The sequence below is a fragment of the Rhizobium sp. 05L429 genome, from assembly GCF_056397645.1.
Window position 1 is genome coordinate 142,816 of the sequence record NZ_JBFTNV010000005.1, and the last position, 23,669, is coordinate 166,484.

Consider the following 23,669-nt stretch of genomic DNA (forward strand, 5'->3'; position numbering starts at 1 on the left):
GTTCAAATCCTGATTGTGCTTGTTATCGTGTTAGACGGCGGACCCGGCCTGCTGCCGGAGAATGACTGAGGGCATTGGCAAGACATCGAAACGAAAACCGAAGCCGGAAGTGACGATCGGGTCCGCATCGGCAAGGGCCTTCGCCGCCGCCTGATCCGCAACCTCGACGATGGCGACGCCGAAAGCCCCTTCACCCTCGAAGACAGGACCGACGGCAATCGCCGATCCTGCAAGAGCGTTCTGGTGCCAGTATTCGGCATGGCGCTTCATCGCCGCCATTTCCTCCCCGGTCCCGTCATGCGGGAATGTGGGGCGCGGCGGCACAAGTCTCATGAAGAAATATGCCATCGCGCTCCCCTCCTTTTGTTAGCCGCCCAGCGCATCCTCAAGGAACGCGGCGAGCTGCGACAGGTGCTTGGACATCAGGCCCGTTGCCGGCGAAGCGGCGGCCGGGCGTCCCGTGTAGCGAACGCGCTGGTACTTCGCATCGATATGGGCGAGCACCCATTCCAGATACGGGTCGATGAACGACCATGCACCCATGTTCTTCGGCTCTTCCTGGCACCAGACCATCTCGGCGTTGCGGAAGCGGGACAGCTCGTTGATGAGTGCCTTGGCCGGGAACGGATAGAGCTGTTCGATGCGCAGCAGGTAGATATCGTCGATGCCGCGCTTTTCGCGCTCTTCCAGCAGGTCGTAATAGACCTTGCCGGTGCAGATGACGACGCGACGGATCTTGGCATCCTTCTGCAGCTTGATCGGGCCGTCCTTGATGACCTCCGCATCGTCCCACAGGAGACGATGGAAGGAGGATTCGCCGGCCATTTCGGCAAGCGTCGAGACAGCGCGCTTGTGACGCAGCAGCGACTTCGGTGTCATCAGGACCAGCGGCTTGCGGAAGTCACGCTTCAGCTGGCGGCGCAGGATATGGAAGTAATTCGCCGGCGTCGTGACGTTGGCGACCTGCATGTTGTCTTCCGCGCAAAGCTGGAGATAGCGCTCCAGACGGGCCGACGAGTGTTCCGGACCCTGGCCTTCATAACCGTGCGGCAAAAGGCAGACGAGGCCCGACATGCGCAGCCACTTGCGTTCGCCAGACGAGATGAACTGGTCGAAAACGACCTGCGCACCGTTTGCGAAGTCGCCGAACTGGGCTTCCCAGAGCGTCAGCGCATTCGGGCGAGCCAGTGAGTAGCCGTATTCGAAGCCGAGAACGGCCTCTTCCGAAAGCATCGAGTTGATGACTTCGTAACGGCCCTGCGTCGGCGACAGGTTTGCCAGCGGAATGTAGCGCTCTTCCGTTTCCTGATCGTAGAGAACCGAATGACGCTGCGAGAAGGTGCCGCGTTCGCAATCCTGACCGGACAGACGGATCTTGTGGCCCTCTACGACGAGCGCACCGAAAGCCAGCGCCTCGGCCATCGCCCAGTCGAGGCCTTCGCCGCTCTGGATCATGTTGGCGCGGTTTTCCATGAAGCGCTGGATCGTGCGGTGCGCATTGAAGCCCGCAGGAATTTCCGACAGCTTGCGGCCGATATCCTTGAGCGTCTTCATCGGTACGGCGGTCTTGCCGCGCCGCTGTTCGTCGGCATTGTCGGCCGTGCGCAGGCCGGACCATTCACCGTCCAGCCAGTCGGCCTTGTTCGGCTTGTAGTGCTGGCCAGCCTCGAACTCCTGCTCGAGATGGGCGCGCCAGTCGGCCTTCATCTTTTCGACTTCGCCGTCGGTCAGCAGGCTTTCGCGAACGAGACGGTCAGCATAGAGCTGCAGGACCGTCTTGTGACCACGAATGACCTTGTACATCTTCGGCTGCGTGAAGGACGGCTCGTCGCCTTCATTATGGCCGTAGCGGCGGTAGCAGAACATGTCGAGCACGACAGGCTTGTGGAACTTCATGCGAAATTCCATCGCGATCTTCGCCCCATAGACCACGGCTTCCGGATCGTCGCCGTTGACGTGCAGGATCGGTGCTTCGATCATCTTGGCGACGTCGGACGGATAGGGCGACGAGCGTGAAAAGGCCGGGTTCGTGGTGAAGCCGATCTGGTTGTTGATGATGACATGCATGGTGCCGGCAACGCGATGACCGCGCAGACCGGACAGGCCGAGGATTTCGGCAATGACACCCTGGCCGGCAAAGGCCGCGTCGCCGTGGATCAGAAGCGGCAGAACCTTGGAGCGTTCCGACAGCGGGATGATGTCACCGTCCCAGACGGCTGCACTCATGTCCTGCTTGGCGCGAACTTTGCCCATGACGACAGGGTCGACGATTTCGAGATGTGAGGGGTTCGCCGTCAGCGAGACGTGCACCTTGTTGCCGTCGAATTCGCGGTCCGAGGAAGCACCGAGATGGTATTTCACGTCGCCCGAACCTTCGACTTCGTCAGGCGCGTAGGAGCCGCCCTTGAACTCGTGGAAGATGGCACGGTGCGGCTTGCCCATGACCTGGGAAAGCACGTTCAGGCGACCGCGATGGGCCATGCCGAACACGGCTTCCTTGAGGCCGAGATGACCGCCGCGCTTGAGGATCTGTTCGAGTGCCGGGATCAGCGATTCACCGCCGTCGAGGCCGAAGCGCTTGGTGCCCTTGAACTTGACGTCGAGGAACTGCTCGTAGCCTTCGGCTTCGACGAGCTTGGCGAGGATAGCCTTCTTGCCTTCAGGCGAGAAGGCAACGCCCTTGTCCGGACCTTCGATACGTTCCTGGATCCAGGCCTTCTCTTCCGGATTGGAGATGTGCATGAATTCGACGCCGAGCGTCGAGCAATAGGTGCGCTCAAGGATCTCGATCATCTCGCGCAGGGTCGCATATTCAAGGCCGAGCACGTTGTCGATGAAGATCTTGCGATCGTAGTCGGCAGCCGTGAAGCCGTAATTCTCGGGCGAAAGCTCGTGATAGTCTTCGACCGGAGCGGCGATGCCGAGTGGATCGAGCTTGGCGTGCAGGTGGCCGCGCATGCGATAGGCACGGATCATCATGATGGCGCGGACGGAATCGCGCGTCGCCTGCAGCACGTCGGCTGCGCCTGCCGGCTGACCAGCGGCTTCGGCCTTCGCCTTTACCTTGGTCTCGATGACCTTTTCGACGATGCCCCAGTCACCGTCGAGCGCCGAGACGAGATCGCCGCTTGCCTGAAGCGGCCAGTTTTTCTTGCGCCAGGAAGCCCCCTTGGCCGCCTTCTTCACATCAGCAGGATCCTCTTCCAGCGCCTTGAAGAAGGACCGCCACTGATCGTCGACCGAGTTGGGATCGTCTTCATAACGGGCGTAGAGCTGCTCGATATAGGCAGCGTTGGCGCCATCCAGAAACGAGGTGATCTGAAATTGCTCGTTGGCTTCTTGCCGTGCCATGGTGTTACGCGGACGCTTCCGCCCGCCTCCTGACTTAGATGAATTTGCCGGCTTCATCGCCGGCTGCCGCATTTCGATTGCCGCCTGTCCGCGGCGCATCCGTATTTCGCAAATGGAGAGCCGGACGGAAGCCGGAATGCCTTCTTCCGTCCGGGTATGTAAGTTGGCTTAGCCCTTGAGGACTTCAACCAGCGTCTTGCCGAGGCGGGCCGGAGACGGAGACACCTTGATGCCCGCCGATTCCATCGCCGCGATCTTCGATTCCGCGTCGCCCTTGCCGCCGGAAACCACAGCACCGGCATGGCCCATGGTGCGGCCCTTCGGCGCCGTGCGGCCCGCGATGAAGCCGGCCATCGGCTTCTTGCGGCCCTTCTTGGCTTCGTCCTTGAGGAACTGGGCTGCGTCTTCTTCAGCCGCACCGCCGATTTCGCCGATCATGATGATCGAGGTCGTGGCTTCGTCGGCCAGGAACATTTCGAGCACGTCGATGAACTCGGTGCCCTTGACCGGGTCGCCGCCGATACCGACAGCAGTCGTCTGGCCGAGACCTTCATTGGAGGTCTGGAAAACGGCTTCGTAGGTCAGCGTGCCCGAACGGGAAACGATCCCGACCGAACCCTTGCGGAAGATCGAGCCCGGCATGATGCCGATCTTGCATTCTTCCGGCGTCATGATGCCCGGGCAGTTCGGTCCGAGCAGGCGCGACTTGGAGCGCTCGAGGCGAGCCTTGACGCGCACCATGTCCAGGACCGGGATACCTTCAGTAATGCAGGTGATGAACGGGATCTCGGCGTCGATCGCTTCGATGATCGCATCAGCTGCACCTGCCGGCGGAACATAGATGACGGACGCGTCGGCGCCGGTCTTTTCCTTGCCTTCGGCAACGGTTGCGAAGATCGGCAGGCTTTCGCCCTTCGAGCCGGTCCAGGTTTCTCCACCCTTCTTCGGGTGGATACCGCCGACCATCTGCGTGCCGTAGTAAGCAAGCGCCTGTTCGGTGTGGAACGTGCCGGTCTTGCCGGTCAGACCCTGAACGAGGATCTTGGTGTCTTTATTGACGAGAATAGACATTCTTTCAGATCCTTCAAAATTAGCCGTTGATCGCCGCGACGATCTTCTTGGCCGCATCGTCCAGGTCGTCAGCCGCCGTAATGGCCAGACCCGACTCGTTCAGGATCTTCTTGCCGAGCTCGACATTGGTGCCTTCAAGGCGCACGACGAGCGGAACCTTGAGACCGACTTCCTTGACCGCGGCAATGACGCCCTCGGCAATGACATCGCACTTCATGATGCCGCCGAAGATGTTGACGAGAATGCCTTCGACCTTGGGGTCAGCGGTGATGATCTTGAAGGCTGCAGCAACCTTCTCCTTGCCGGCACCGCCGCCGACGTCGCAGAAGTTTGCCGGCTCCTTGCCGTAAAGCTTGATGATGTCCATCGTCGCCATGGCGAGACCGGCACCGTTGACCATGCAGCCGATGTTGCCGTCGAGCGCCACATAGGCGAGGTCCCACTTGGAGGCCTCGATTTCCTTGGCATCTTCTTCCGTCTCGTCGCGAAGCGTCTTGACGTCATCGTGACGGAAAAGAGCGTTGCCATCGAAAGACATCTTGGCGTCAAGGACGCGCAGGTGGCCATCCTTCATGACGATCAGTGGATTGACCTCGAGGAGAGCCATGTCCTTTTCACCGAAAGCCTTGTAGAGCGCCGGGAAAAGCGTCTTGGCGTCTTCGGCGGCAGCGCCGTCGAGCTGCAGTGCCTTGGAGATCGCGGCAACGTCGGCAGCCGTCACGCCGGCTTCCGGATCGATGGCGATCGTATGGATCTTCTCAGGCGTATCGTGGGCGACAGCTTCAATGTCCATGCCGCCTTCGGTGGAAACCACGAAAGCCACACGACCGACCGAACGGTCGACCAGCAGCGAGCAATAGAGCTCGCGAGCGATGTCGGCACCGTCTTCGATATAGAGGCGGTTGACCTGCTTGCCGGCTTCGCCGGTCTGTGCGGTCACCAGCGTGTTGCCGAGCATTTCCTTGGCATGCGCAACGACTTCGTCGATCGACTTGGCGAGACGAACGCCGCCCTTGGAATCGGGGCCGAGCTCCTTGAATTTGCCCTTGCCGCGGCCGCCGGCATGGATCTGGCTCTTGACGACATAAAGCGGACCGGGAAGCGACTTGGCGGCAGCCTCGGCTTCCTCAACCTTGAGGATAGCCACGCCCTCCGCGACCGGCGCGCCATAGCCCTTCAGCAGAGCCTTGGCCTGATATTCATGAATGTTCATGGGTTTGTCCCTATTTCGATTGCTTCAGCGCACCAATTACTTGAGGGAAGGCGCGATGTTGATGCAGGCTTCGCAGAGACCGGCAACGGCGCCGACGGACTTGTCGAAGGCTTCCTTCTCGGCCTTGTTGAGATCGATCTCGATGATGCGCTCGATGCCGCCAGCACCGATGACGGTGGGCACGCCGACATACATGTCCTTCACGCCATACTGGCCGGAGAGATAGGCAGCGCACGGCAGAACGCGCTTCTTGTCCTTGAGGTAGGATTCAGCCATTTCGATCGCCGAAGCGGCCGGAGCGTAGTAGGCAGAACCGGTCTTCAGGAGGCCGACGATTTCGGCGCCGCCGTCACGGGTGCGCTGGATGATTTCTTCGAGGCGTTCCTTGGTGACCCAGCCCATGGTGACGAGATCGGTCAGCGGAATGCCGCCAACGGTCGAATAACGAGCGAGCGGCACCATCGTGTCGCCGTGACCACCGAGAACGAAAGCCGTGACGTCCTGAACGGAAACGTTGAATTCCTTGGCGAGGAAGAGACGGAAGCGCGAGGAGTCGAGAACGCCGGCCATGCCGACGACCTTGTTGGCCGGCAGGCCCGAGAACTTCTGCAGAGCCCAGACCATGGCGTCGAGCGGGTTGGTGATGCAGATCACGAAAGCGTTCGGGGCATATTTCTTGATGCCGGCGCCGACCTGCTCCATGACCTTGAGGTTGATGCCGAGAAGGTCGTCGCGGCTCATGCCCGGCTTGCGCGGAACGCCGGCGGTGACGATGCAGACGTCGGCGCCTTCGATCGCGGAATAGTCGCTGGCGCCAGTCAGATTGGCATCGAAGCCTTCGACGGGGGAGGACTGTGCGATGTCGAGACCCTTGCCCTGGGGAATGCCATCGGCAATGTCGAAGAGGACGATGTCGCCCAGTTCCTTCAGGCCGGCGAGATGCGCCAGCGTGCCACCAATCATGCCAGAACCGATAAGTGCGATCTTGTTACGCGCCATTTCGCTTTTCCTTTGCGATCAAATTCGTCGGGCGACGCGCGGGCATCGCCCAATGTCGCAATCGCATAGACCTAAAGCCAAAAAATGGCAATGCATTATTTTTGGTGCAGCAATTTCAATCGTTTAGATATTAAAATTCTTACGTAAACGTAAGATAAATTGTCACCAAAGTGTTACTCGGCGGCGCGTTTCTCGTGATGCGCTGCGAGATATTCCGCGCTTCTCATCTCGAAAAGGCGCGATGCCGTCCGGTCGAATTCGAAGCCTTCGGTGCCTCGTCTCTCAACGAGCAGATCCTCGGGCATGGCAGCAGCGGAAGCGTAGAGGCGGGTGCCATGATCGTAGAGCGTATCGATCAAAATGATGAAGCGCTTGATCTGGTTCCGTTTTTCGGGGCCGAGCAACGGAACGTGATCGATGAAGACCGTATCGAAGCGCTCGGCGATGGCCAGGAAATCGACCGCACCCAGCGGCCTGTCGCAGAGATCGGCGAAAGAGAAGCGCGCCATGCGGTCGATGGCGAGCGGCACATGGATCGTTCGCCCCTTCATGGGAATTTCCATAGGCTGCGCCTTGCGGCCGTGCAGCGCCTGCGTCCACGACGCATCCATCGCCATGTCGGTACGCTCATCAATCGGGATGAGATAGACCGGCTGGCTGTTCAGCTTCTCCATCCGATAATCAGTTGGCGAATCGAGAGTTACGACCTCGACATGCTTTTTGAGGAGAGCAACGAAGGGAAGGAAGAGCCCGCGGTTGAGACCGTCCTTGTAAAGATTGTCCGGCTCGACATTCGACGTCGCAACGAGCACGCAGCCGCGTTCGAAAAGCTCGGAGAAAAGCCGCGACAGGATCATTGCATCGGCGATGTCGGCGACCGTGAATTCGTCGAAGCACAGCAGTTCCGCTTCCTCGAAAAGCGCGGCTGCGACCGGCGGCATCGGATCGGCCTGCTTCGTCTCGCCGTTCTTCAGCTTCAGCCGGTGGGCGGCGATGCGATTATGCACATCGGCCATGAATTCATGGAAATGCGCGCGCCGCTTCTTCCGGCATGGCGCCATCTGGAAAAACATGTCCATGAGCATCGTCTTGCCGCGTCCGACGCTGCCGTGGATATAGAGCCCCCTGATGCCGGTCTCGGTCTTCTTCCTGGAGGCAAACAACCAGCCGAGCGCGTTACTTTTGGTGGCAGGCCGCTTCTGCTTGAGGGAGGCGAGGACCCGGTCGAGGCTTTTGGCCACATCCATCTGGGCGGAATCGACCTGCAGCGTTCCCGAGGCCGTCAGCGATTTGAGCTGCTCGGTGACGCTGAGCGAATAGTCTGGCATTGGCTGCATGAGGGCTTGTCCGCCTATGCGTAACCAGCGGGTATCCGCCGGATTGACTTACCGGCTGAGATTGATCGCCTGTCCGGTCGCGGTCTGGCCGCTGAAGCTGTTGTCAGCCACCTTGTAGACAGCACCGAGCTGGTTGCCGCTGCGGTCCTTGAGCAGAACCTGCTTGCCAGAAACCTCCCAGGAACCCATCGCCGTCAATTCGCCGACGCAACCACGCGTGCCGCCGCGCGACCCGCTGCCGAGATTGGTGAGCGTCAGGAACATGTCGCAGGTGCCGTTGACACGCCAGCTGCCGACCATCGATTCCTTGGTGACATCAAGCGAAGTCGCCGGTGCTGCGCCACCCGGCTGAACACCGGCCATCGGGGCCGTGGACGCCGGAGCAGCGGGGAACTGCGAACTGCCCCCCGGAGGCGGAAGCTGACCGCCCTGCACGGAAGGCACAGGCTGCGCAGTCAGCGGCGGAGGCGCGTTATTACTGCTATAGTCATATGAGGTGCGCTGGCATCCTGCCAAGGCCAGAGCGGCCGTTAGACCCGTCACCACATATCGCAACTGCATCATCAAGCTCCCGAATGTCCGCCTCAACCGCAGAGATATTCAATTGTAAGTTCGAATTACCGTATTTCACTTTGGTTAATCAAGTCAGCACAAACCCAAAATGCCTTCGTGACACCTATGGCGCAACCGGCACAATTCAACCGTCCGCTCGTGGGACTTCTTGCTGGTAAAATATGTCAGCAAGGTGTTGTGCCCGGCCGTCTCGTTCTTGATCAGGTTTGATCTGTTCTGCGACGTCGAGATAACGCTCGATTGATTCCGGTAGAGGCGTCGACGCTCACACGCGACGCTCGACCATCATCTTTTTGATTTCTGCGATTGCCTTGGCCGGGTTCAGACCCTTCGGGCAGGTCTGCGCGCAGTTCATGATCGTGTGGCAACGGTAGAGGCGGAACGGATCCTCGAGATTGTCGAGGCGCTCGCCAGTTGCTTCGTCTCTGGAGTCGATCAGCCAGCGATAGGCCTGCAGCAAAACGGCCGGACCGAGGTAACGGTCGCCGTTCCACCAGTAGCTCGGACAGGAAGTCGAGCAGCAGGCGCACAGGATGCACTCGTAGAGGCCGTCGAGCTTCTGGCGGTCCTCATGGCTCTGTTTCCATTCCTTGGCCGGCGTCGGCGAAACCGTCTTCAGCCAGGGCTCGATGGAGCGATGCTGCGCATAGAAGTTGCTGAGATCGGGAACGAGATCCTTGACGACGGGCATATGCGGCAACGGATAGATCTTCACAGTGCCCTTGATGTCGTCCATGCCCTTGGTGCAGGCGAGCGTATTCGTACCGTCGATATTCATCGCGCAGGAACCGCAGATGCCTTCACGACAGGAGCGGCGCAGCGTCAGCGTCGGGTCGATCTTGTTCTTGATGTAGAGCAGTGCATCGAGAACCATCGGCCCGCAATCATCGATGTCGACGTAGAAGGTGTCGATCGACGGGTTCTGGCCGTCATCCGGGCTCCAGCGATAGACGCGGAACTCACGGGTGTTCTTGGCGCCCGACGGCTTCGGCCACACCTTGCCTTCGCGCATCTGGGAATTCTTGGGGAGAGCGAGTTCAACCATGTCAGGTTCCTCTGATCAGTATACGCGAGCCTTCGGCTCGATCTTGTGAGGATCGATGCCGTCTGCGATGAGGTCGGTGTGGACAGGCCGGTAGTCAAGCTTCACGTCGCCCGCCTCATTCACCCAGGCCAGCGTGTGCTTGCGCCAGTTGACGTCGTCACGACCGGCGAACGGACCTGACGTATAGTCCTCGCGGGCATGCGAGCCGCGGCTTTCCTTGCGGGCCTCGGCACCGTAGATCGTGGTGATCGCATTGGCCATCAGGTTCTGCAGTTCCAGCGTCTCAACGAGGTCGGAGTTCCAGATCATCGAGCGGTCAGTGACCTTGATGTCCTTGAGTTCGCTCCAGATTTCCGAGATACGGCGGCAACCGGATTCCAGCGATTCCTGCGTACGGAATACCGCTGCGTCATCCTGCATGGCGCGCTGCATTTTTTCGCGCAGCACCGCCGTCGGCGTGCCGCCGCTGGCGTGACGCAGACCATCGAAACGATCCATGATCTTGTCGCAGGCGGCAACGTTCAGCGCCGGTACCGCAGACGCGCGGTCGATGACCTCGCCGGCGCGGATCGCAGCCGCACGGCCGAAGACCACGAGGTCGATCAGCGAATTGGAGCCAAGACGGTTTGCCCCGTGAACGGAGGCGCAACCGGCTTCGCCGACAGCCATCAGCCCGGGGATGATGCGCTCCGGATTGGAGCTGTCGGCATTGAGCACCTCACCCCAGTAGTTAGTCGGGATGCCGCCCATGTTGTAGTGGACGGTCGGCAGGACCGGGATCGGCTCGCGGGTAACGTCAACGCCGGCAAAGATCTTTGCACTCTCGGAAATGCCCGGCAGGCGCTCATGCAGCACGGCCGGATCGAGATGGTCGAGATGCAGGAAGATGTGGTCCTTGTTCTTGCCGACGCCGCGGCCCTCGCGGATTTCCAGCGTCATGCAGCGCGAAACGACATCACGCGAGGCAAGATCCTTGGCCGAGGGTGCATAGCGCTCCATGAAGCGCTCGCCCTCGGAGTTGACGAGGTAGCCACCTTCGCCGCGTGCGCCTTCGGTGATGAGACAGCCGGAACCGTAGATGCCGGTCGGATGAAACTGCACGAATTCCATATCCTGCAGCGGCAGGCCGGCGCGGGCCACCATACCGCCACCGTCGCCGGTGCAGGTATGGGCCGATGTCGCCGAGAAATAGGCGCGGCCGTAACCGCCGGTCGCCAGAACTACCATCTTGGCGGCGAAGCGATGGATCGTGCCGTCGTCGAGGCACCAGGCGATGACGCCGGTGCAGCGGCTGCCGTCATCCGACATGATGAGGTCGAGCGCAAAATACTCGACGAAGAATTCCGCATTGTTGCGCAGCGACTGGCCGTAGAGCGTATGCAGGATGGCGTGGCCGGTACGGTCGGCAACCGCACAGGTGCGCTGCACCGGCGGGCCTTCGCCGAAATTCTGCATGTGTCCGCCAAACGGGCGCTGGTAGATCTTGCCTTCCTCGTTGCGCGAGAACGGTACGCCGTAATGCTCGAGTTCATAGACCGCCTTCGGCGCTTCCATGGTGAGATACTGCATGGCGTCGACATCGCCGAGCCAGTCGGAGCCCTTGACGGTGTCGTAAAGGTGCCACTGCCAGCTGTCCGGCGTCATGTTCTGCAGCGAGGCGGCAATGCCGCCCTGAGCCGCAACCGTGTGCGAGCGGGTCGGGAATACCTTGGTGATGCAGGCCGTGCGGAAGCCCTGTTCGGCCATGCCGAGCGTGGCGCGCAGGCCGGCGCCGCCGGCGCCCACGACGATCACATCATAGGAGTGATCGACATAGGTATAGGCCTTCCCATTCTGAGCGGGTGAAGACGGTGCCATGATACGGTTATCCTACGAATGCGATTTTCAGAATGGCGAAGATACAGAGGCCGGCGACCACGATCGCGAAGAAGGTGTTCAGCATCAGGCTGATGATCTTCAGTCCTTCGCCATGAACATAATCCTCGATGATGACCTGCATGCCGAGCTTCATGTGAATAACGCCGGAGATGACCATCAGGCCCATGACGACGGCGACGAACGGGTTCGAGAGGGCGCGAACCACGTCGGCGTAAGGCGCGCCGGCATAGACGATCATGAAGATGACGAAGAAGATCATCAGCGGAACGTTGGCGACGGCCGTCAGGCGCTGGCGCCAGAAATGATCGGTGCCTTCCTTGGCGGAGCCGAGGCCACGAACCTTGCCCAGAGGAGTACGCATATCCATGAGTGCGACCTTCAGAAGCGAATGATGAAGCCGATCACCCAGACCAGCACGGTCAGACAGAGCGATCCGATGATATTGGCGATGGCGAGCTTGGTCGAGAATTCCTTCTCGAAGCCATATCCGAGGTCCCACATGAAATGGCGGAAGCCGCCAAGCAGGTGGTGCATGAGCGCCCAGGTATAACCGAGCAGGACGAGCTTGCCGATGATGCTGCCAAGCACCCAGTTGGCCCAGTCGTAATAGGCCTGGCCGGTAGCGGCTGCGATCAGCCACCAGACAATCAGCAGCGTGCCGAAGTACAGAGCGCCACCGGTGATGCGGTGAACGATCGACATGACCATGGTGGGAATAGGCTTGTAGATTTGCAGATGCGGCGACAGGGGCCGGTTTGTCACATTCGCCATCAGAACCTCGCGGCGTCTTCTCTAAGCTCCCGGAGCGCGGAGCGTACTCAGTCAACCACACGAATGACAAAATTCTGTGTGCGTTGCATCAATCCCGACGTTTAATCACCGAACCCCCTGACGACAAGCATAATTACAGCCTGCTTTTAATTTAATCGATTCGCGTTACCGGGAAGTTTCAAGCCGGGAAACTCGCCTCTCTCGCTCAATTTTTGGGCCGAGCGCACGCCTGCGTGGACAAGATCCGCCTTTTGGCGCAATCTCACGTTAACGATTTGTTAGCGTTTCGGAGTTTGGTCCATGTTTCGCAGTCTGTCCAAGACCACCCTTGCCCTCCTTGCGGTGCTGGCAGCACTTCCCGCCGCAGCAGGAGAGCGCAACTTCGATCATCGCTTTCCGCGCCATCACGGCTTTAATGACGGGTTTTTTCTCGGCAAGCGCACCCATTGGGATAGTGGCCTGCACTTCACACGCGACAATGTCATCCGCCATCGTCCACGCAGCCCTTTTCTGAAGCAGTTCAACTATCCGGGAACAATTCGCTACGGTCACAGCAACATCATCGTCATTGCGTCCCAGCCGCAGAGCTATGATCAGAATTACGGGAGCAACGGCCTCTACGCCGGGTCGTCCTATGCCTATCAGACGGACGGTGGGACCTATGTCGGCGGCGACAGGTACTATCGTCTGGCTGCGCGGGAACACAACCTTGCCCCGAAGGCTAAGGTCATCGATGTCGGTATTGCCGATGACCCCTGCTCTTATGAGGCCAGTGTCTGTGTCATCCGACCCTAAGGCCTGAATCGCCAGACCGTCGTCTTCTTGACCTCGCTGTCTTCAAGCGCCCGGGTGACGGGCACTTCATGGACGGCGCAGAATTCCAACCTGTCCTTTGGCAAATAGGCGCGCCCGGGATCGCCGACCAGCACGTCCTTGCCCTCGGCTGCGAGCGTCTCGAACCACGGAACCAGCGCTTCGGCGAAAGCCCTGTCGTAGAAGACATCGCCGGCGAGCACGACATCCACATCGAGGTCTCGCCCGATAAGATCGGTCCTGTCGAAATCCAGCAGGACCGAATTAGCGGCTGCATTCACGCGCACCGCCGTCTGCGACCATGGATCGATATCCGCGGCCATCACTTTGACAGCGCCAGCCTTGCTTGCCGCAATTCCAACCAGTCCCGAACCGCTTGCAAAATCGAGCACCCGCTTTCTTGCGACCGTTTCGGGGTGATCGAGAACATAGCGCGCCAGCCCCTGCCCGCCCGCCCAGGCAAATGCCCAGAAAGGCGGCGGCAGGCCGATCGCCTCAAGCTCCTCTTCCGTCTTCAGCCAGAGCTCATGGGCTTCGCTGGCCAGGTACAGCCGGATTTCCGGCACATGCGGCGGCGCAATCAGGCTGGTATTGGCGCGGATGAAGCTTTCCGGATCGGTCTTCAAAGCTGCTCAGCGCGGCGGGTTGTCAAAACCGCCCATGCGGCAGACCTCGGCCCATTCGTCCTCCGTCACCGGCTGGACTGATAGCCGCATGGAGGTGACCAGCGACATCTTGGACAGCTTCTCATTTGCCTTGATGTCCTTCAGCGTCACAGGCTTCGGCACATCCATGACGGCGCGGATATCGACGCAATCCCATTTAGGATCGCCCTTCGCCGTCGAATCCGGATGCGAGAGCGCACAAACCTCGACAATACCGACGATCTCCAGCCCATCATTGGAGTGGTAGAAGAAACCCTTGTCGCCGATCTGCATTGCCCGCATGTTGTTGCGCGCAAGGTAGTTGCGCACACCGGTCCATTCAGTGCCCTTCTCGCCAGCTGCCTTCTGCTGTTCCCAGGACCAGGCCGCGGGTTCGGATTTATAAAGCCAATGCGCCATCCCGCTTAAGCCTCCGGCTTGTTGAAGACCCAGTTGAAAGGCTTCACCTCGACGCTTTCGAACAGGCCGGCGAGTGCATAGGGATCGGCAGCGCCGAGTGCCTTGGCATCATCAACCGTTTCGGCATGGACGATCACGAGGCTGCCGTTGGGCTTGCCTTCCGTATCGAGGAACGGGCCGGCCATGGCAAGCTTGCCTTCGGCATTCAGCTTGTTGAGATAATCGAGATGAGTCGAGCGCGTCTCCATGCGCACATTGAGATGGCCGGACTTGTCCTTGCACAGAAGGGCGAAAAGCATGTCTGTCTCCTATTCGGTCGTAATCGGACGTGTCATCAATTGTTCGATGGCTTCGGATATGCCGAGCTTGCCTTCGATGATCGCTGAAACCGCATCGGTGATCGGCATCTCGACGCCGAGTTGCTCTGCAAGCCGGGAGGCAATCGCCGCAGCAAAAGCGCCTTCCACCAACTCGCCTCGGGAAGGGTCCACCTTTTCGCCGCGCCCGAGCGCAATGCCGAAACGCAGGTTGCGCGACTGATGGCTGGTTGCCGTCAGCACCAGATCACCGAGGCCGGAAAGCCCGCGCGCCGTATCGGCATTGCCGCCCTTGGCAACAATGAAGCGCGACATCTCGGCAAGCCCGCGGGCAATCAGCGCGGCGCGGGCCGAATCGCCGATGCCGCTGCCTTCGACGATGCCGCAGGCGATCGCCAGCACATTCTTCAAAGCGCCACCAAGCTGCACGCCGATGCGGTCGTCGGAGGCATAGAGCCGGAAGGTGCGGCTCGAAATCGCCTGCGCCAGGCGCTCGGCAACCTGCATGTCGGCCGCAGCGATTGCCATTGCCGTCGGCAGCCCCTTGGCGATATCGGCGGCAAAGCCGGGTCCGGAGAGCACGCCAACCGGATGATCAGGCAATTCGTGCTCCAGCATGTCGGTCAGAAGTGCACCGGTCTGCCGTTCGATGCCTTTGGCGCAGGTGACCACAACGGCATCCTTAGCCAGATAAGGACCATATTGCCGCGCGGCATCCGCCTGCGCCTGCGAGGGCATGGCAAAGAGCACGATGCCGGCATTGCCGATCGCATTCGCGTCAGCCGAAAATTCCAACGATTCCGGTAGCGGGATGCCGGGCAGTACCGCATCATGCAGCCGCTCGGTTTTGAGATCGTCAATCAGCGACGGATCACGGCCGACGAGAACAGCTGAATTGCGCCCGGTCAGCGCAATGACAGCGGCAAGCGCCGTGCCGAAAGCGCCCGATCCGACGACGGCGATGTGTTCGCTCATGCCTTGGCTCCCCGCTTTCCGAATCCGATCAAGGTCTCGGCCTTTGAATCGAGCGGCCAGCGCGAGCGCGGCTGTACATCGAGATCGTCGGGAGAAACACCCTTCGCCATGCGCTCCAGTCCCGCCCAGGCGATCATCACCGCATTATCGGTGCAGAGATGGAGCGGCGGCGCAATGAAGCGGAAACCGTTCTTGTCGCAGAGCGCTTGCAGCGTGCTGCGGATTTCCTGATTGGCAGCAACGCCCCCGGCAACCACCAGCGCCGGCTTTTCCGGCAGATCGGCAAACTCCGCCTTGAACCGCTGCAGACCGCGCCCGATGCGGTCCTTCATCGTGCGCGAAATCGCCTTCTGGAAGGAGGCGCAGATATCTGCCACATCCTGATCCGTCAGCGGCGCGATCTCGGTCGCAGCCTGCCGCACGGCCGTCTTCAGGCCGGAAAAGGAAAAATCAAGCCGCGCCTCGCCGACCAGCGGCCGCGGGAAATTGAAACGATCGGCATTGCCGTTCTTTGCCATTCGCTCCACCGCCGGGCCGCCCGGATAAGGAAGGCCGAGCAGCTTGGCCGTCTTGTCGAAGGCTTCGCCCAGCGCATCATCGATGGTCGTGCCCCAACGCTCGTACTCGCCGACGCCGCGCACGAGGATGAGCTGCGTATGGCCGCCGGAAACGAGCAGCATCAGATAGGGAAAGGAAAGTCCATCCGTCAGTCGCGCCGTCAGCGCATGACCCTCGAGATGGTTGACGGCATAGAGCGGCTTTCCGGCCGCCTTGGCGATCGCCTTGCCGGTCATCAGTCCGACGAGCAGCCCCCCTATCAGGCCGGGTCCCGATGTCGCCGCGATCGCATCGACATCCGAGAGCGACACATTGGCGCGCTTCAACGCCTCCTCGATAAGCTCGTCCAGCGCCTCGACATGGGCACGTGCGGCAATTTCGGGTACCACGCCGCCATAGGCGCTATGCTCGTCCAGCTGGGAAAGAACGACATCCGACAGCACGTTGGAGCGACCTGCCGCATCACGCTCGACGACCGCAGCAGCGGTCTCGTCGCAGCTTGTCTCGATGCCGAGGATACGCAGAAAGGGAGCCATGAAACCTGTTCGTTGATTGCGATAGGGGTTAAACCCGTTTACGAGAACTCCGGTAACAACGGATCAAAGCGGATGCAAACAAAACCTTTCCGGATCGGTACGCGCGGCAGCCCGCTGGCGCTCGCACAGGCCAACGAAGCCCGCGAACGGCTGATGGCAGCCCATAATCTGCCGGAAGAGATGTTCGAAGTCGTCGTGTTGACGACCAAGGGCGATCGCATCACCGACCGTTCGCTGGCGGAGATCGGCGGCAAGGGGCTTTTCACCGAAGAGCTGGAAGATAAGCTCGTCGCCGGCGAACTCGATTTTGCCGTGCATTCCACGAAGGACATGCCGACCACCCTGCCGGAAGGTCTCTATCTCTCGGCCTATCTGCCGCGCGAGGATATCCGCGATGCCGTGATCGGCCGAACCGCGCCGAAGCTGATCGACCTTCCGCATGGCGCAACCGTCGGCTCGTCCTCGCTTCGCCGTCAGGCGCTCATCCGCCGCATGCGGCCGGATATCAAAGTCATCACCTTCCGTGGCCTCGTAGAGACGCGCTTGCGCAAGCTGCAGGAAGGCCAGGTCGATGCGACGCTTCTGGCGCTTGCCGGCCTCAAGCGCCTCGGCAAGGTCAACGTCATCACCGATATCCTTGACCCCGATAATTTTCCGCCCGCACCGGCGCAGGGCGCGATCTGTCTTGAAAGCCGCATTGGTGACAGCAGGATCGACGACCTGCTGGCACCCATCAACGATACGCCGACCTTCGACACCGTCTCCTGCGAGCGTGCCTTTCTTGCCGCCCTCGACGGTTCCTGCCGTACGCCGATCGGTGGTTATGCCGTTTGCGAAGGCGATCAGATCAGGTTCTCCGGCCTTATCATCACGCCGGATGGTCGCCACCAGCATGCGATCACCATCGACGGGAACCGCCGCGATGCGGCAGCACTCGGCACCCGCGCCGGACAGGACGTGCGCGAGAGAGCGGGCAGCACCTTCTTCGAGGACTGGAGCTAGGCCCACATGCGCGTGCTTGTTACCCGTCCCGCGCATTCGGGCGAGCGAACCGCTCAACGTTTGCGCGAACTGGGTCACGAACCGTTGTTGCTGCCTCTCGCTCGGCCCGTTTACGACCCGCAAGCGGCCCGATTGGCTCTGGAAAAAACCGCCGGGCCAGTTGCCGTAACGAGTGCGGAAGCCATGCGGACGCTTGAAGCTGTAGGCCCAGCACTCCAGCCTCACCTCTCCCGCATCCTCTTTGCCGTCGGCGAGGCGACGGCGGATGAGGCACGCAGGCTGGGTTTCAATTCTGTCACGGCCTCGTCGGGCAGCGGCCGTGAACTTGCCGAGCTGATCGGGGCAAGCAATGCTGACGACCTCCTCTATCTCGCCGGCAATCCGCGCGCCGAAACTTTCGAAGCGAGACTGGTAGAACTCGGACGGCACTTCTCCGTGCTCGAATGTTACCGGATGGAGCTAGTCGCACCTGATCCGGAGACCGTAGCGGCACTTCTCACAAACTATCCTCCGGACGCGGTTCTTTTTTACTCTCGCCAGACGGCCGAAAATTTCTTTCATATCCCGCAGGTAGAGTGGCTCTTGCTGCAAATGCCCAAAATCCGTCTCATTTGCCTCAGCAAAACTGTTGCGGAGACCATCCCGCCGAGCTTGGGAAGAGCGCTGGAGGTTTCGCCGATGCCGGATGAAAAAAGCCTTTTGTCGCTGCTTTGAAGGCTTTAGCCGCCCAAATTTGATCTAACCTCTTCCCTTAATTACCATCCCTGTCTAGTTTCGTTGCGATGCAGGATAATGAGGACCTCATGGTATCGGGAAATCCGCCACGCCACTCGAAGAGTTCCGACGAACCGGTCACGATCGACCTGGACGCGCAGGACTTCGCCTCGGCAAACGATCCCGAAAAATCTGCCGAAGAAGCTGCGCAAGCTGCCGCCGGTGATGCACCTGTTGCCGAGGCAGTAGCGGTCGCCGAGGCTGGTGGCGAACCGCTGTCGGAACATGAGAGCGAACGGGCCGCGAGCGCACAGGAAGAACCTTCTGCGAAAGAGCTTCCGCCCGCAGAACCGGTACAGCCGGCCCCGCCGCAGAAAATTGCGGCAACGTCAGGCCTGATTGCCGCCGGCATCTTTGGCGGCCTTGTCGCCCTGCTTGGCGCTGGCGCGATTCAATATGCCGGTTATCTGCCGGGCTCCTCGACCCCGCAGACGAACTTTGCCGAAATGGCTGACCTCTCGGGCGAGATCGAAGGCCTCAAGCAATCTGTCGCAGGTCTTGCCGCCAGCCCGACACCTGCAGCCGATAACAGCGCCCTTGAAAAGCGCGTCGCGGCTCTCGAGGCGACACCTCAGACACCGGCATCCGGCGCCTCCACCGGCTCGACCGATGTCGACGCACTCAACCAGAAGATTGCGGATCTGACCGCTCAGATCGATCAGTTGAAGACGAGCATTGCGCAGGTCACCGAACAGCAGGCTTCCAACGGCGCCGACATGTCGAACCGACTCGCCGAAGCCGAAAAGAAGTTGAACGAACCGCGCGAGGACGTTGCTGTCGCCCGCGCCATTGCCGCCGCAGCTCTGAAGGCCGCGATCGATCGCGGCGGACCTTTCACCGCCGAGCTCGATACGTTCGCAGGCGTGGCGCCCGATGATCCTGCCGCAACCGATCTGCGCGGCTTTGCCGAAACCGGCGTGCCCTCACGCGCCGAGCTGATCCGTCAGGTTCCCGATGTCGCAACTGCAATCGTCGATTCCGTCAGCCAGCCAGATCCCAACGAGAGCTGGTCGGACCGGCTGATGTCGAGCGCCAAATCACTGGTCACGGTACGCCCTGTCGGCAATATCGAAGGCGAAAGCGTAGAAGCCATTGCCGCGCGCATGGAGGACAAGGTGAAGAACGGCGACCTGCCCGGCGCATCGGCCGAATGGAACAGCCTGCCAGCGACAGCAAAACAGGCCTCAGCCGCCTTCAAGCAATCGCTTGAGGCCCGCATCCGCGTCGAAGACCTTGTCAGTGGCGCAGTCTCCAAGGCCGTTTCCGGCACCGGCAAGGAAGGATGAGCATGGTTCGCCTGGTTATCTTCGCGCTCCTCGTCCTCGCTCTCGCTTATGGTTTTTCCTGGCTTGCCGATCGCCCCGGCGATCTGTCGCTGATCTGGGAAGGCCAGATCTACCAGACCAGGCTCATCGTCGCGGCAAGCGCCATCATCGCGCTGATCGCAGCCGTCATGGTGGCCTGGTGGTTCGTCCGCCTCATCTGGACCTCGCCGCATTCGGTGACGCGCTATTTCCGCGCCCGCAAGCGAGATCGCGGCTATCAAGCCCTGTCGACCGGCCTTATTGCCGCCGGTGCGGGCAATTCCTTGCTTGCCCGCAAGATGGCCGCCCGTTCGCGCGGCCTCATTCGCGCTGACCAGGAACCGCTGATCAATCTTCTGGAAGCGCAGGCCGCCCTCATCGAAGGCCGCTATGATGAAGCACGCTCAAAGTTCGAGGCCATGGCTAACGATCCCGAGACGCGCGAGCTCGGCTTGCGCGGTCTTTATCTCGAAGCCAAGCGTCTCGGCGCCAATGAAGCCGCCCGCCAATATGCGGAAAAGGCCGCCGACAACGCGCCCTACCTCCCCTGGGCCGCACAGGCGACGCTGGAATATCGCAGCCAGTCCGGCCGCTGGAACGACGCTATCCGTCTGCTGGAGCAGCAGAAGGCAGCCAAGGTTGTCGAAAAGGCCGAAGCCAGTCGCCTTCATGCAGTCCTGCTGACCGCCCGTGCCGACGACAAACTCGAAAGCGATCCAGCCGGCGCCCGCGACGATGCCCAGCAAGCGCTGAAGCTGTCGGCCGATTTCGTTCCCGCGGCCCTCATCGCCGCAAAGGCGCTTTTCCGCGAAGGCGGCATACGCAAGGCAGCCTCCATCCTCGAACAGGCATGGAAAGCTGGACCGCATCCGGAGATCGGCAGCGTTTATGTGCGCGCCCGCAGCGGCGATTCCACGCTCGACCGCCTGAAGCGCGCCGAGCGGCTGGAAGGCATGCGGCCGAACAATGTCGAATCCCTCCTCGTCGTCGCTCAAGCGGCGCTCGATGCGCAGGAATTCGCCAAGGCCCGCGCCAAGGCGGAAGCTGCAGCCCGCATCGAGCCGCGCGAGGCTGCCTTCCTCCTGCTTGCAGATATCGAGGAAGCGGAAACCGGCGACCAGGGCCGTGTGCGCCATTGGCTCGCACAGGCGCTGAAGGCACCGCGCGACCCGGCCTGGGTCGCCGATGGTTTCGTCTCCGACAAATGGCTTCCGGTCTCGCCGGTGACCGGCCGCCTCGATGCCTTCGAATGGAAGGCGCCCTTCGGCCAACTCGAAGGTCCGGTAGAAGAAGGTTCGACCGCCCCGCTTGAGGCGGCGCTGAAGACCCTGCCGCCACTGCGTGAAACCCGCCCGGAAAGCGTGGTCAACGACCACCGCATCATCGAGCTGGAACGCGCCGCAACGATTGCAGAAGCCGCGCGGCCTGCGCCCCTCGCGCCGGCATCGACGAAACCCGCCGAGCCGCCCGCCCGACAGCGGGCTCCTGCCACGCCCGAACCAAAACCTTTCTTTGGCGGCCTGCCGGATGACCCTGGCGTCCGTGACCCCAAGATGGAACCGGACCCCAAGACACGGCTCCGCCTTTTCTGAAATGGAACGAAAACTGCATGTTCGAACGCTTTCAGGCCTTCTTCCAGAATCTGACCGCCGACCGCCCCAAAGCAGGCTTTGCCCCGGATGATCCGCGGATTGCCGTGGCGGCACTCTGCATGCAGGTCATGGAAGCCGACGGTCAAATCAAGGACAGCGAGAAAAAGCGGCTGCGCAAGCTGTTGAAAGAGCAATATGCGCTCGACGGCAAACAGCTCGATGCCTTGATAGCCGCGGGCCTTGAAGCTGAAAGCTCGGCGGTTGATTATTTCCGCTTCACCTCCGATCTTAAGAGACATCTCAATACCGAACAGCGTCTGGAGCTGATCGGTATTCTCTGGGATATCGTCTATGCCGATGGCGAGCGCAGCGAGATGGAAGACCACGTGATCTGGCGGATTGCCGATCTCCTGGGCGTTTCTTCCCGTGAGCGTATTCAGAAGCGGCAGGAGGCGGCCGCAAGGGTTACGGACGCACAGGTGGTGCAGGATGACACTGACTGACAGAAGTATAAGACGCGACAGGCGCCCTATTCTCATCATTCTCCATCAGGAGCGCTCCAGCCCCGGTCGTGTCGGCCAGCTTCTCGTCCAGAAAGGCTATGATCTCGATATCCGTCGCCCCGCCCTTGGCGACCCCTTGCCCTGCACGCTTGAGAACCATGCCGGCGCAGTGATTTTCGGCGGCCCGATGAGCGCCAATGACCCGGACGAATTCGTCAAGGCGGAGATCGACTGGCTGGAAGTGCCGCTTAAGGAAAATCGCCCCTATCTCGGTATTTGCCTCGGTGCGCAGATGCTGGCCCGCAATCTCGGCAGCAAGGTTGCCGCCAACAATGACGGATCCACGGAGATCGGCTGGTATCCCCTGCATCCGACCGAAAAGGGCAGGCTCTTAATGCGTTGGCCGAAGATGGTCTATCACTTCCACCGGGAAGGATTTGAATTGCCCTATGGTGCGGAGTTGCTGGCAACCGGCGACGCCTATCCCAATCAGGCCTTCCGCTATAACGGCAATGCCTGGGGCCTGCAGTTCCATGCAGAGCTGACGCGGGTGATGATGCACCGCTGGGTCGTTCATGGCGCCCAGCGCTTCATCCTGCCGAATGCGCAGCAGGGACGCGAGCATCTGGAAGGCCGCATGCTTTTCGATGCACCTCTGAGAGCCTGGCTCGATGGCTTTCTGGACATCATCTTCGAAGGCAAGTCGATAGCGACTGAAGCCGCTACGCCGCTTTCCGCGTAGGCGCGTCCAGCGTATCGATCTTCCTGAGCTTCGGAAAACTGGTTGCCCAGATTGCGGCAACGGCGAGCGTGCCGACACCGCCGATGATGACGGCCGGGACGGCGCCGAAGACCGAAGCCATGGTGCCTGCCCTGAATTCTCCAAGCTCGTTGGAAGCACCGACGAAGACTGTATTGACGGCGTTCACGCGGCCGCGCAGATGGTCCGGCGTCCAGAGCGCGATCAGGCTTTCGCGGACATAGACGGAAATCATGTCTGCTGCCCCCATGATGGCGAGCGCAGCAATCGAGACCTCGGTATTCGTCGACAGGCCGAACACGATCGTGCCGAGGCCGAAGAGTGCCACGCCGATGAACATGTAGATCCCCGCCTTATGCTTCAGCGGATAGGCGGCAAGAAAGATCGCCATGATGATGGCGCCCACGCCCGGCGCCGAGCGAAGCAGACCGAGGCCCCAAGGCCCGAGTGTCAGGATGTCACGCGCAAAGATCGGCATCAGCGCGGTGGCGCCGCCGAGCAGGACGGCGAAGAGATCAAGCGAAATCGCCCCGAGCACCACCTTCTCCTCCCGGATATAGCGAAAACCGCCAAGGATCATGTCCCAGTTCCTGGCCTCTCCGATCGTCTTCTGCGGCGGTTTGGGGATCATGTAGAGGAGGATCGCACCGAGTACCGAGAAGATCACGGCGGTGGCATAGGCCGTCGATGCGCTAATGCCATAAAGCAGGCCGCCGATGACAGGACCGGTAATTGCCGCAAGCTGCCATGAAGATGAATTCCAGGCGATCGCATTGGAGAGATCCTTCTCCGGCACCAGGTTCGGCGCAAGCGATTGTACGGCCGGCGTCATGAAGGCGCGCTCGATGCCGAAGATCAGCAGCACGGCAAAGACCGGGATCGGCGAAAAGGTGCCGGTAAGCGTCATCGCCAGAAGCGCCAGCGTGCAGAGCGCGCCGACAAACGAGCAGATCGAGGCGATGGCGCGGCGATTGTGCCGGTCGGCCACGGAGCCGGTCACAAGGATCAGCACGAGGGACGGCAGGAACTGCACAAGCCCGATGAGGCCGAGATAAATTGCGCTCCCTGTCTGGTCATACATCTGCCAGCCGACTGCGACGCTGACGATCTGCTGCGAGAAGGAAAGCAGGAAGCGCGCAAAGAAGAAGCGGGTGTAAGACGGGTGCCGGAACGCGGCAAAACGATCTCCGGTAGGCGAAAGCGGCATGAAGCTTTTCCGAGGGAACGGGCGCC

Annotated in this window: 24 protein-coding genes; 7 read left to right on the forward strand and 17 right to left on the reverse strand. The window is 60.9% G+C overall.

Annotation, left to right across the window (positions count from 1 at the left end; all coding sequences use genetic code 11):
• Positions 1 to 30 precede the first annotated feature (30 nt).
• The 11 genes from AC1DNW_RS06910 to sdhC form a co-directional block, all read right to left on the reverse strand.
• A complete protein-coding gene (locus AC1DNW_RS06910; protein ID WP_113308272.1) occupies positions 31 to 348 on the reverse strand; it encodes a YciI family protein in 318 nt (105 codons plus the stop codon).
• 18 nt (positions 349 to 366) lie between these two features.
• Positions 367 to 3,351, reverse strand: coding sequence for a 2-oxoglutarate dehydrogenase E1 component (locus AC1DNW_RS06915; RefSeq protein WP_113308280.1), 2,985 nt, complete (start codon positions 3,349 to 3,351; stop codon positions 367 to 369).
• Between the two features lie 168 nt (positions 3,352 to 3,519).
• A complete protein-coding gene (gene sucD / locus AC1DNW_RS06920) occupies positions 3,520 to 4,422 on the reverse strand; it encodes a succinate--CoA ligase subunit alpha (protein ID WP_003543511.1) in 903 nt (300 codons plus the stop codon).
• A 19-nt stretch (positions 4,423 to 4,441) separates the two neighbouring features.
• Positions 4,442 to 5,635, reverse strand: a complete 1,194-nt coding sequence (gene sucC / locus AC1DNW_RS06925) for an ADP-forming succinate--CoA ligase subunit beta (protein ID WP_113308273.1) — start codon at positions 5,633 to 5,635, stop codon at positions 4,442 to 4,444.
• A 36-nt stretch (positions 5,636 to 5,671) separates the two neighbouring features.
• Positions 5,672 to 6,634: a malate dehydrogenase gene (gene mdh / locus AC1DNW_RS06930; RefSeq protein ID WP_113299168.1), complete on the reverse strand. Its 963-nt coding sequence runs from the start codon at positions 6,632 to 6,634 to the stop codon at positions 5,672 to 5,674.
• A 173-nt stretch (positions 6,635 to 6,807) separates the two neighbouring features.
• The gene (gene zapE, locus AC1DNW_RS06935; RefSeq protein WP_113308274.1) at positions 6,808 to 7,971 is read right to left on the reverse strand and encodes a cell division protein ZapE; all 1,164 of its coding nucleotides are present in this window, start codon (positions 7,969 to 7,971) and stop codon (positions 6,808 to 6,810) included.
• 48 nt (positions 7,972 to 8,019) lie between these two features.
• Entirely contained in the window at positions 8,020 to 8,532 is a 513-nt protein-coding gene (locus AC1DNW_RS06940) for a protease inhibitor Inh/omp19 family protein (RefSeq protein WP_113299170.1), read from the reverse strand.
• 277 nt (positions 8,533 to 8,809) lie between these two features.
• The gene (locus AC1DNW_RS06945; protein ID WP_113299171.1) at positions 8,810 to 9,589 is read right to left on the reverse strand and encodes a succinate dehydrogenase iron-sulfur subunit; all 780 of its coding nucleotides are present in this window, start codon (positions 9,587 to 9,589) and stop codon (positions 8,810 to 8,812) included.
• A 15-nt stretch (positions 9,590 to 9,604) separates the two neighbouring features.
• On the reverse strand, positions 9,605 to 11,446 hold the full coding sequence (gene sdhA / locus AC1DNW_RS06950; RefSeq protein ID WP_113308275.1) for a succinate dehydrogenase flavoprotein subunit: 1,842 nt from the start codon (positions 11,444 to 11,446) through the stop codon (positions 9,605 to 9,607).
• Positions 11,447 to 11,453: 7 nt separating this feature from the next.
• A complete protein-coding gene (sdhD, locus tag AC1DNW_RS06955) occupies positions 11,454 to 11,834 on the reverse strand; it encodes a succinate dehydrogenase, hydrophobic membrane anchor protein (protein ID WP_113299173.1) in 381 nt (126 codons plus the stop codon).
• Between the two features lie 11 nt (positions 11,835 to 11,845).
• Positions 11,846 to 12,238 (reverse strand): succinate dehydrogenase, cytochrome b556 subunit, encoded by a 393-nt coding sequence (gene sdhC / locus AC1DNW_RS06960; protein WP_113308276.1) that lies wholly within the window; start codon positions 12,236 to 12,238, stop codon positions 11,846 to 11,848.
• Between the two features lie 300 nt (positions 12,239 to 12,538).
• Between sdhC and AC1DNW_RS06965 the strand changes: the two genes are divergently transcribed.
• Positions 12,539 to 13,033, forward strand: a complete 495-nt coding sequence (locus AC1DNW_RS06965) for a hypothetical protein (RefSeq protein WP_113308277.1) — start codon at positions 12,539 to 12,541, stop codon at positions 13,031 to 13,033.
• Here AC1DNW_RS06965 and AC1DNW_RS06970 read toward each other — a convergent pair.
• Genes AC1DNW_RS06970 through tsaD form a run of 5 tightly spaced genes read right to left on the reverse strand, consistent with a single transcriptional unit; the run spans position 13,030 to position 16,501 of the window.
• The gene (locus AC1DNW_RS06970; RefSeq protein WP_477852258.1) at positions 13,030 to 13,677 is read right to left on the reverse strand and encodes a class I SAM-dependent methyltransferase; all 648 of its coding nucleotides are present in this window, start codon (positions 13,675 to 13,677) and stop codon (positions 13,030 to 13,032) included. The two genes, AC1DNW_RS06965 and AC1DNW_RS06970, sit on opposite strands and share 4 nt — an antisense overlap.
• Positions 13,678 to 13,683: 6 nt before the next feature.
• Positions 13,684 to 14,115 carry an EVE domain-containing protein gene (locus AC1DNW_RS06975; RefSeq protein ID WP_113308724.1) on the reverse strand — a complete coding sequence of 144 codons (432 nt, stop codon included), beginning with the start codon at positions 14,113 to 14,115 and terminating at the stop codon, positions 13,684 to 13,686.
• A 5-nt stretch (positions 14,116 to 14,120) separates the two neighbouring features.
• The gene (locus AC1DNW_RS06980) at positions 14,121 to 14,414 is read right to left on the reverse strand and encodes a YciI-like protein (RefSeq protein ID WP_113299651.1); all 294 of its coding nucleotides are present in this window, start codon (positions 14,412 to 14,414) and stop codon (positions 14,121 to 14,123) included.
• Between the two features lie 9 nt (positions 14,415 to 14,423).
• Complete coding sequence (locus AC1DNW_RS06985; RefSeq protein ID WP_113308723.1) at positions 14,424 to 15,407, reverse strand: NAD(P)H-dependent glycerol-3-phosphate dehydrogenase; 984 nt, start codon at positions 15,405 to 15,407, stop codon at positions 14,424 to 14,426.
• The gene (gene tsaD / locus AC1DNW_RS06990; protein WP_113308722.1) at positions 15,404 to 16,501 is read right to left on the reverse strand and encodes a tRNA (adenosine(37)-N6)-threonylcarbamoyltransferase complex transferase subunit TsaD; all 1,098 of its coding nucleotides are present in this window, start codon (positions 16,499 to 16,501) and stop codon (positions 15,404 to 15,406) included. Before tsaD ends, AC1DNW_RS06985 begins: the two co-directional genes overlap by 4 nt.
• A 72-nt stretch (positions 16,502 to 16,573) precedes the next feature.
• On the opposite strand from tsaD, the gene hemC reads away from it, so the two are divergent.
• The 6 genes from hemC to AC1DNW_RS07020 all read left to right on the forward strand — a co-directional run bounded on the left by hemC (position 16,574) and on the right by AC1DNW_RS07020 (position 22,418).
• Positions 16,574 to 17,503, forward strand: a complete 930-nt coding sequence (gene hemC, locus AC1DNW_RS06995) for a hydroxymethylbilane synthase (RefSeq protein WP_113308721.1) — start codon at positions 16,574 to 16,576, stop codon at positions 17,501 to 17,503.
• Positions 17,504 to 17,509: 6 nt separating this feature from the next.
• Positions 17,510 to 18,217 (forward strand): uroporphyrinogen-III synthase, encoded by a 708-nt coding sequence (locus AC1DNW_RS07000; protein WP_113308720.1) that lies wholly within the window; start codon positions 17,510 to 17,512, stop codon positions 18,215 to 18,217.
• A gap of 68 nt (positions 18,218 to 18,285) precedes the next feature.
• Positions 18,286 to 19,563, forward strand: coding sequence for a COG4223 family protein (locus AC1DNW_RS07005; RefSeq protein WP_477852260.1), 1,278 nt, complete (start codon positions 18,286 to 18,288; stop codon positions 19,561 to 19,563).
• A gap of 2 nt (positions 19,564 to 19,565) precedes the next feature.
• Positions 19,566 to 21,173, forward strand: coding sequence for a heme biosynthesis protein HemY (locus AC1DNW_RS07010; protein ID WP_113308718.1), 1,608 nt, complete (start codon positions 19,566 to 19,568; stop codon positions 21,171 to 21,173).
• Between the two features lie 17 nt (positions 21,174 to 21,190).
• Entirely contained in the window at positions 21,191 to 21,676 is a 486-nt protein-coding gene (locus tag AC1DNW_RS07015; protein ID WP_113299644.1) for a tellurite resistance TerB family protein, read from the forward strand.
• Positions 21,663 to 22,418, forward strand: a complete 756-nt coding sequence (locus AC1DNW_RS07020) for a glutamine amidotransferase (RefSeq protein ID WP_113308717.1) — start codon at positions 21,663 to 21,665, stop codon at positions 22,416 to 22,418. Before AC1DNW_RS07015 ends, AC1DNW_RS07020 begins: the two co-directional genes overlap by 14 nt.
• On the opposite strand, the gene AC1DNW_RS07025 is transcribed toward AC1DNW_RS07020, so the two are convergent.
• On the reverse strand, positions 22,399 to 23,643 hold the full coding sequence (locus AC1DNW_RS07025; RefSeq protein ID WP_113308716.1) for an MFS transporter: 1,245 nt from the start codon (positions 23,641 to 23,643) through the stop codon (positions 22,399 to 22,401). The two genes, AC1DNW_RS07020 and AC1DNW_RS07025, sit on opposite strands and share 20 nt — an antisense overlap.
• Positions 23,644 to 23,669: the final 26 nt, after the last annotated feature.

Excerpts from the sequence above, each read along its gene's own strand:
- AC1DNW_RS06940 (WP_113299170.1), bottom strand. The coding sequence starts at position 8,532 with ATGCAGTTGCGATATGTGGTGACGGGTCTAACGGCCGCTCTGGCCTTG.
- AC1DNW_RS06915 (WP_113308280.1), bottom strand. The coding sequence starts at position 3,351 with ATGGCACGGCAAGAAGCCAACGAGCAATTTCAGATCACCTCGTTTCTG.
- sucC (WP_113308273.1), bottom strand. The coding sequence starts at position 5,635 with ATGAACATTCATGAATATCAGGCCAAGGCTCTGCTGAAGGGCTATGGC.
- AC1DNW_RS06980 (WP_113299651.1), bottom strand. The coding sequence starts at position 14,414 with ATGCTTTTCGCCCTTCTGTGCAAGGACAAGTCCGGCCATCTCAATGTG.
- sucD (WP_003543511.1), bottom strand. The coding sequence starts at position 4,422 with ATGTCTATTCTCGTCAATAAAGACACCAAGATCCTCGTTCAGGGTCTG.
- AC1DNW_RS07020 (WP_113308717.1), top strand. The coding sequence starts at position 21,663 with ATGACACTGACTGACAGAAGTATAAGACGCGACAGGCGCCCTATTCTC.
- hemC (WP_113308721.1), top strand. The coding sequence starts at position 16,574 with ATGCAAACAAAACCTTTCCGGATCGGTACGCGCGGCAGCCCGCTGGCG.
- zapE (WP_113308274.1), bottom strand. The coding sequence starts at position 7,971 with ATGCAGCCAATGCCAGACTATTCGCTCAGCGTCACCGAGCAGCTCAAA.
- AC1DNW_RS07000 (WP_113308720.1), top strand. The coding sequence starts at position 17,510 with ATGCGCGTGCTTGTTACCCGTCCCGCGCATTCGGGCGAGCGAACCGCT.
- AC1DNW_RS06985 (WP_113308723.1), bottom strand. The coding sequence starts at position 15,407 with ATGAGCGAACACATCGCCGTCGTCGGATCGGGCGCTTTCGGCACGGCG.
- AC1DNW_RS06945 (WP_113299171.1), bottom strand. The coding sequence starts at position 9,589 with ATGGTTGAACTCGCTCTCCCCAAGAATTCCCAGATGCGCGAAGGCAAG.
- AC1DNW_RS07025 (WP_113308716.1), bottom strand. The coding sequence starts at position 23,643 with ATGCCGCTTTCGCCTACCGGAGATCGTTTTGCCGCGTTCCGGCACCCG.
- AC1DNW_RS06975 (WP_113308724.1), bottom strand. The coding sequence starts at position 14,115 with ATGGCGCATTGGCTTTATAAATCCGAACCCGCGGCCTGGTCCTGGGAA.
- AC1DNW_RS06910 (WP_113308272.1), bottom strand. The coding sequence starts at position 348 with ATGGCATATTTCTTCATGAGACTTGTGCCGCCGCGCCCCACATTCCCG.
- sdhD (WP_113299173.1), bottom strand. The coding sequence starts at position 11,834 with ATGGATATGCGTACTCCTCTGGGCAAGGTTCGTGGCCTCGGCTCCGCC.
- AC1DNW_RS07010 (WP_113308718.1), top strand. The coding sequence starts at position 19,566 with ATGGTTCGCCTGGTTATCTTCGCGCTCCTCGTCCTCGCTCTCGCTTAT.
- mdh (WP_113299168.1), bottom strand. The coding sequence starts at position 6,634 with ATGGCGCGTAACAAGATCGCACTTATCGGTTCTGGCATGATTGGTGGC.
- AC1DNW_RS07005 (WP_477852260.1), top strand. The coding sequence starts at position 18,286 with ATGCAGGATAATGAGGACCTCATGGTATCGGGAAATCCGCCACGCCAC.
- sdhA (WP_113308275.1), bottom strand. The coding sequence starts at position 11,446 with ATGGCACCGTCTTCACCCGCTCAGAATGGGAAGGCCTATACCTATGTC.
- AC1DNW_RS06965 (WP_113308277.1), top strand. The coding sequence starts at position 12,539 with ATGTTTCGCAGTCTGTCCAAGACCACCCTTGCCCTCCTTGCGGTGCTG.
- sdhC (WP_113308276.1), bottom strand. The coding sequence starts at position 12,238 with ATGGCGAATGTGACAAACCGGCCCCTGTCGCCGCATCTGCAAATCTAC.
- AC1DNW_RS07015 (WP_113299644.1), top strand. The coding sequence starts at position 21,191 with ATGTTCGAACGCTTTCAGGCCTTCTTCCAGAATCTGACCGCCGACCGC.
- tsaD (WP_113308722.1), bottom strand. The coding sequence starts at position 16,501 with ATGGCTCCCTTTCTGCGTATCCTCGGCATCGAGACAAGCTGCGACGAG.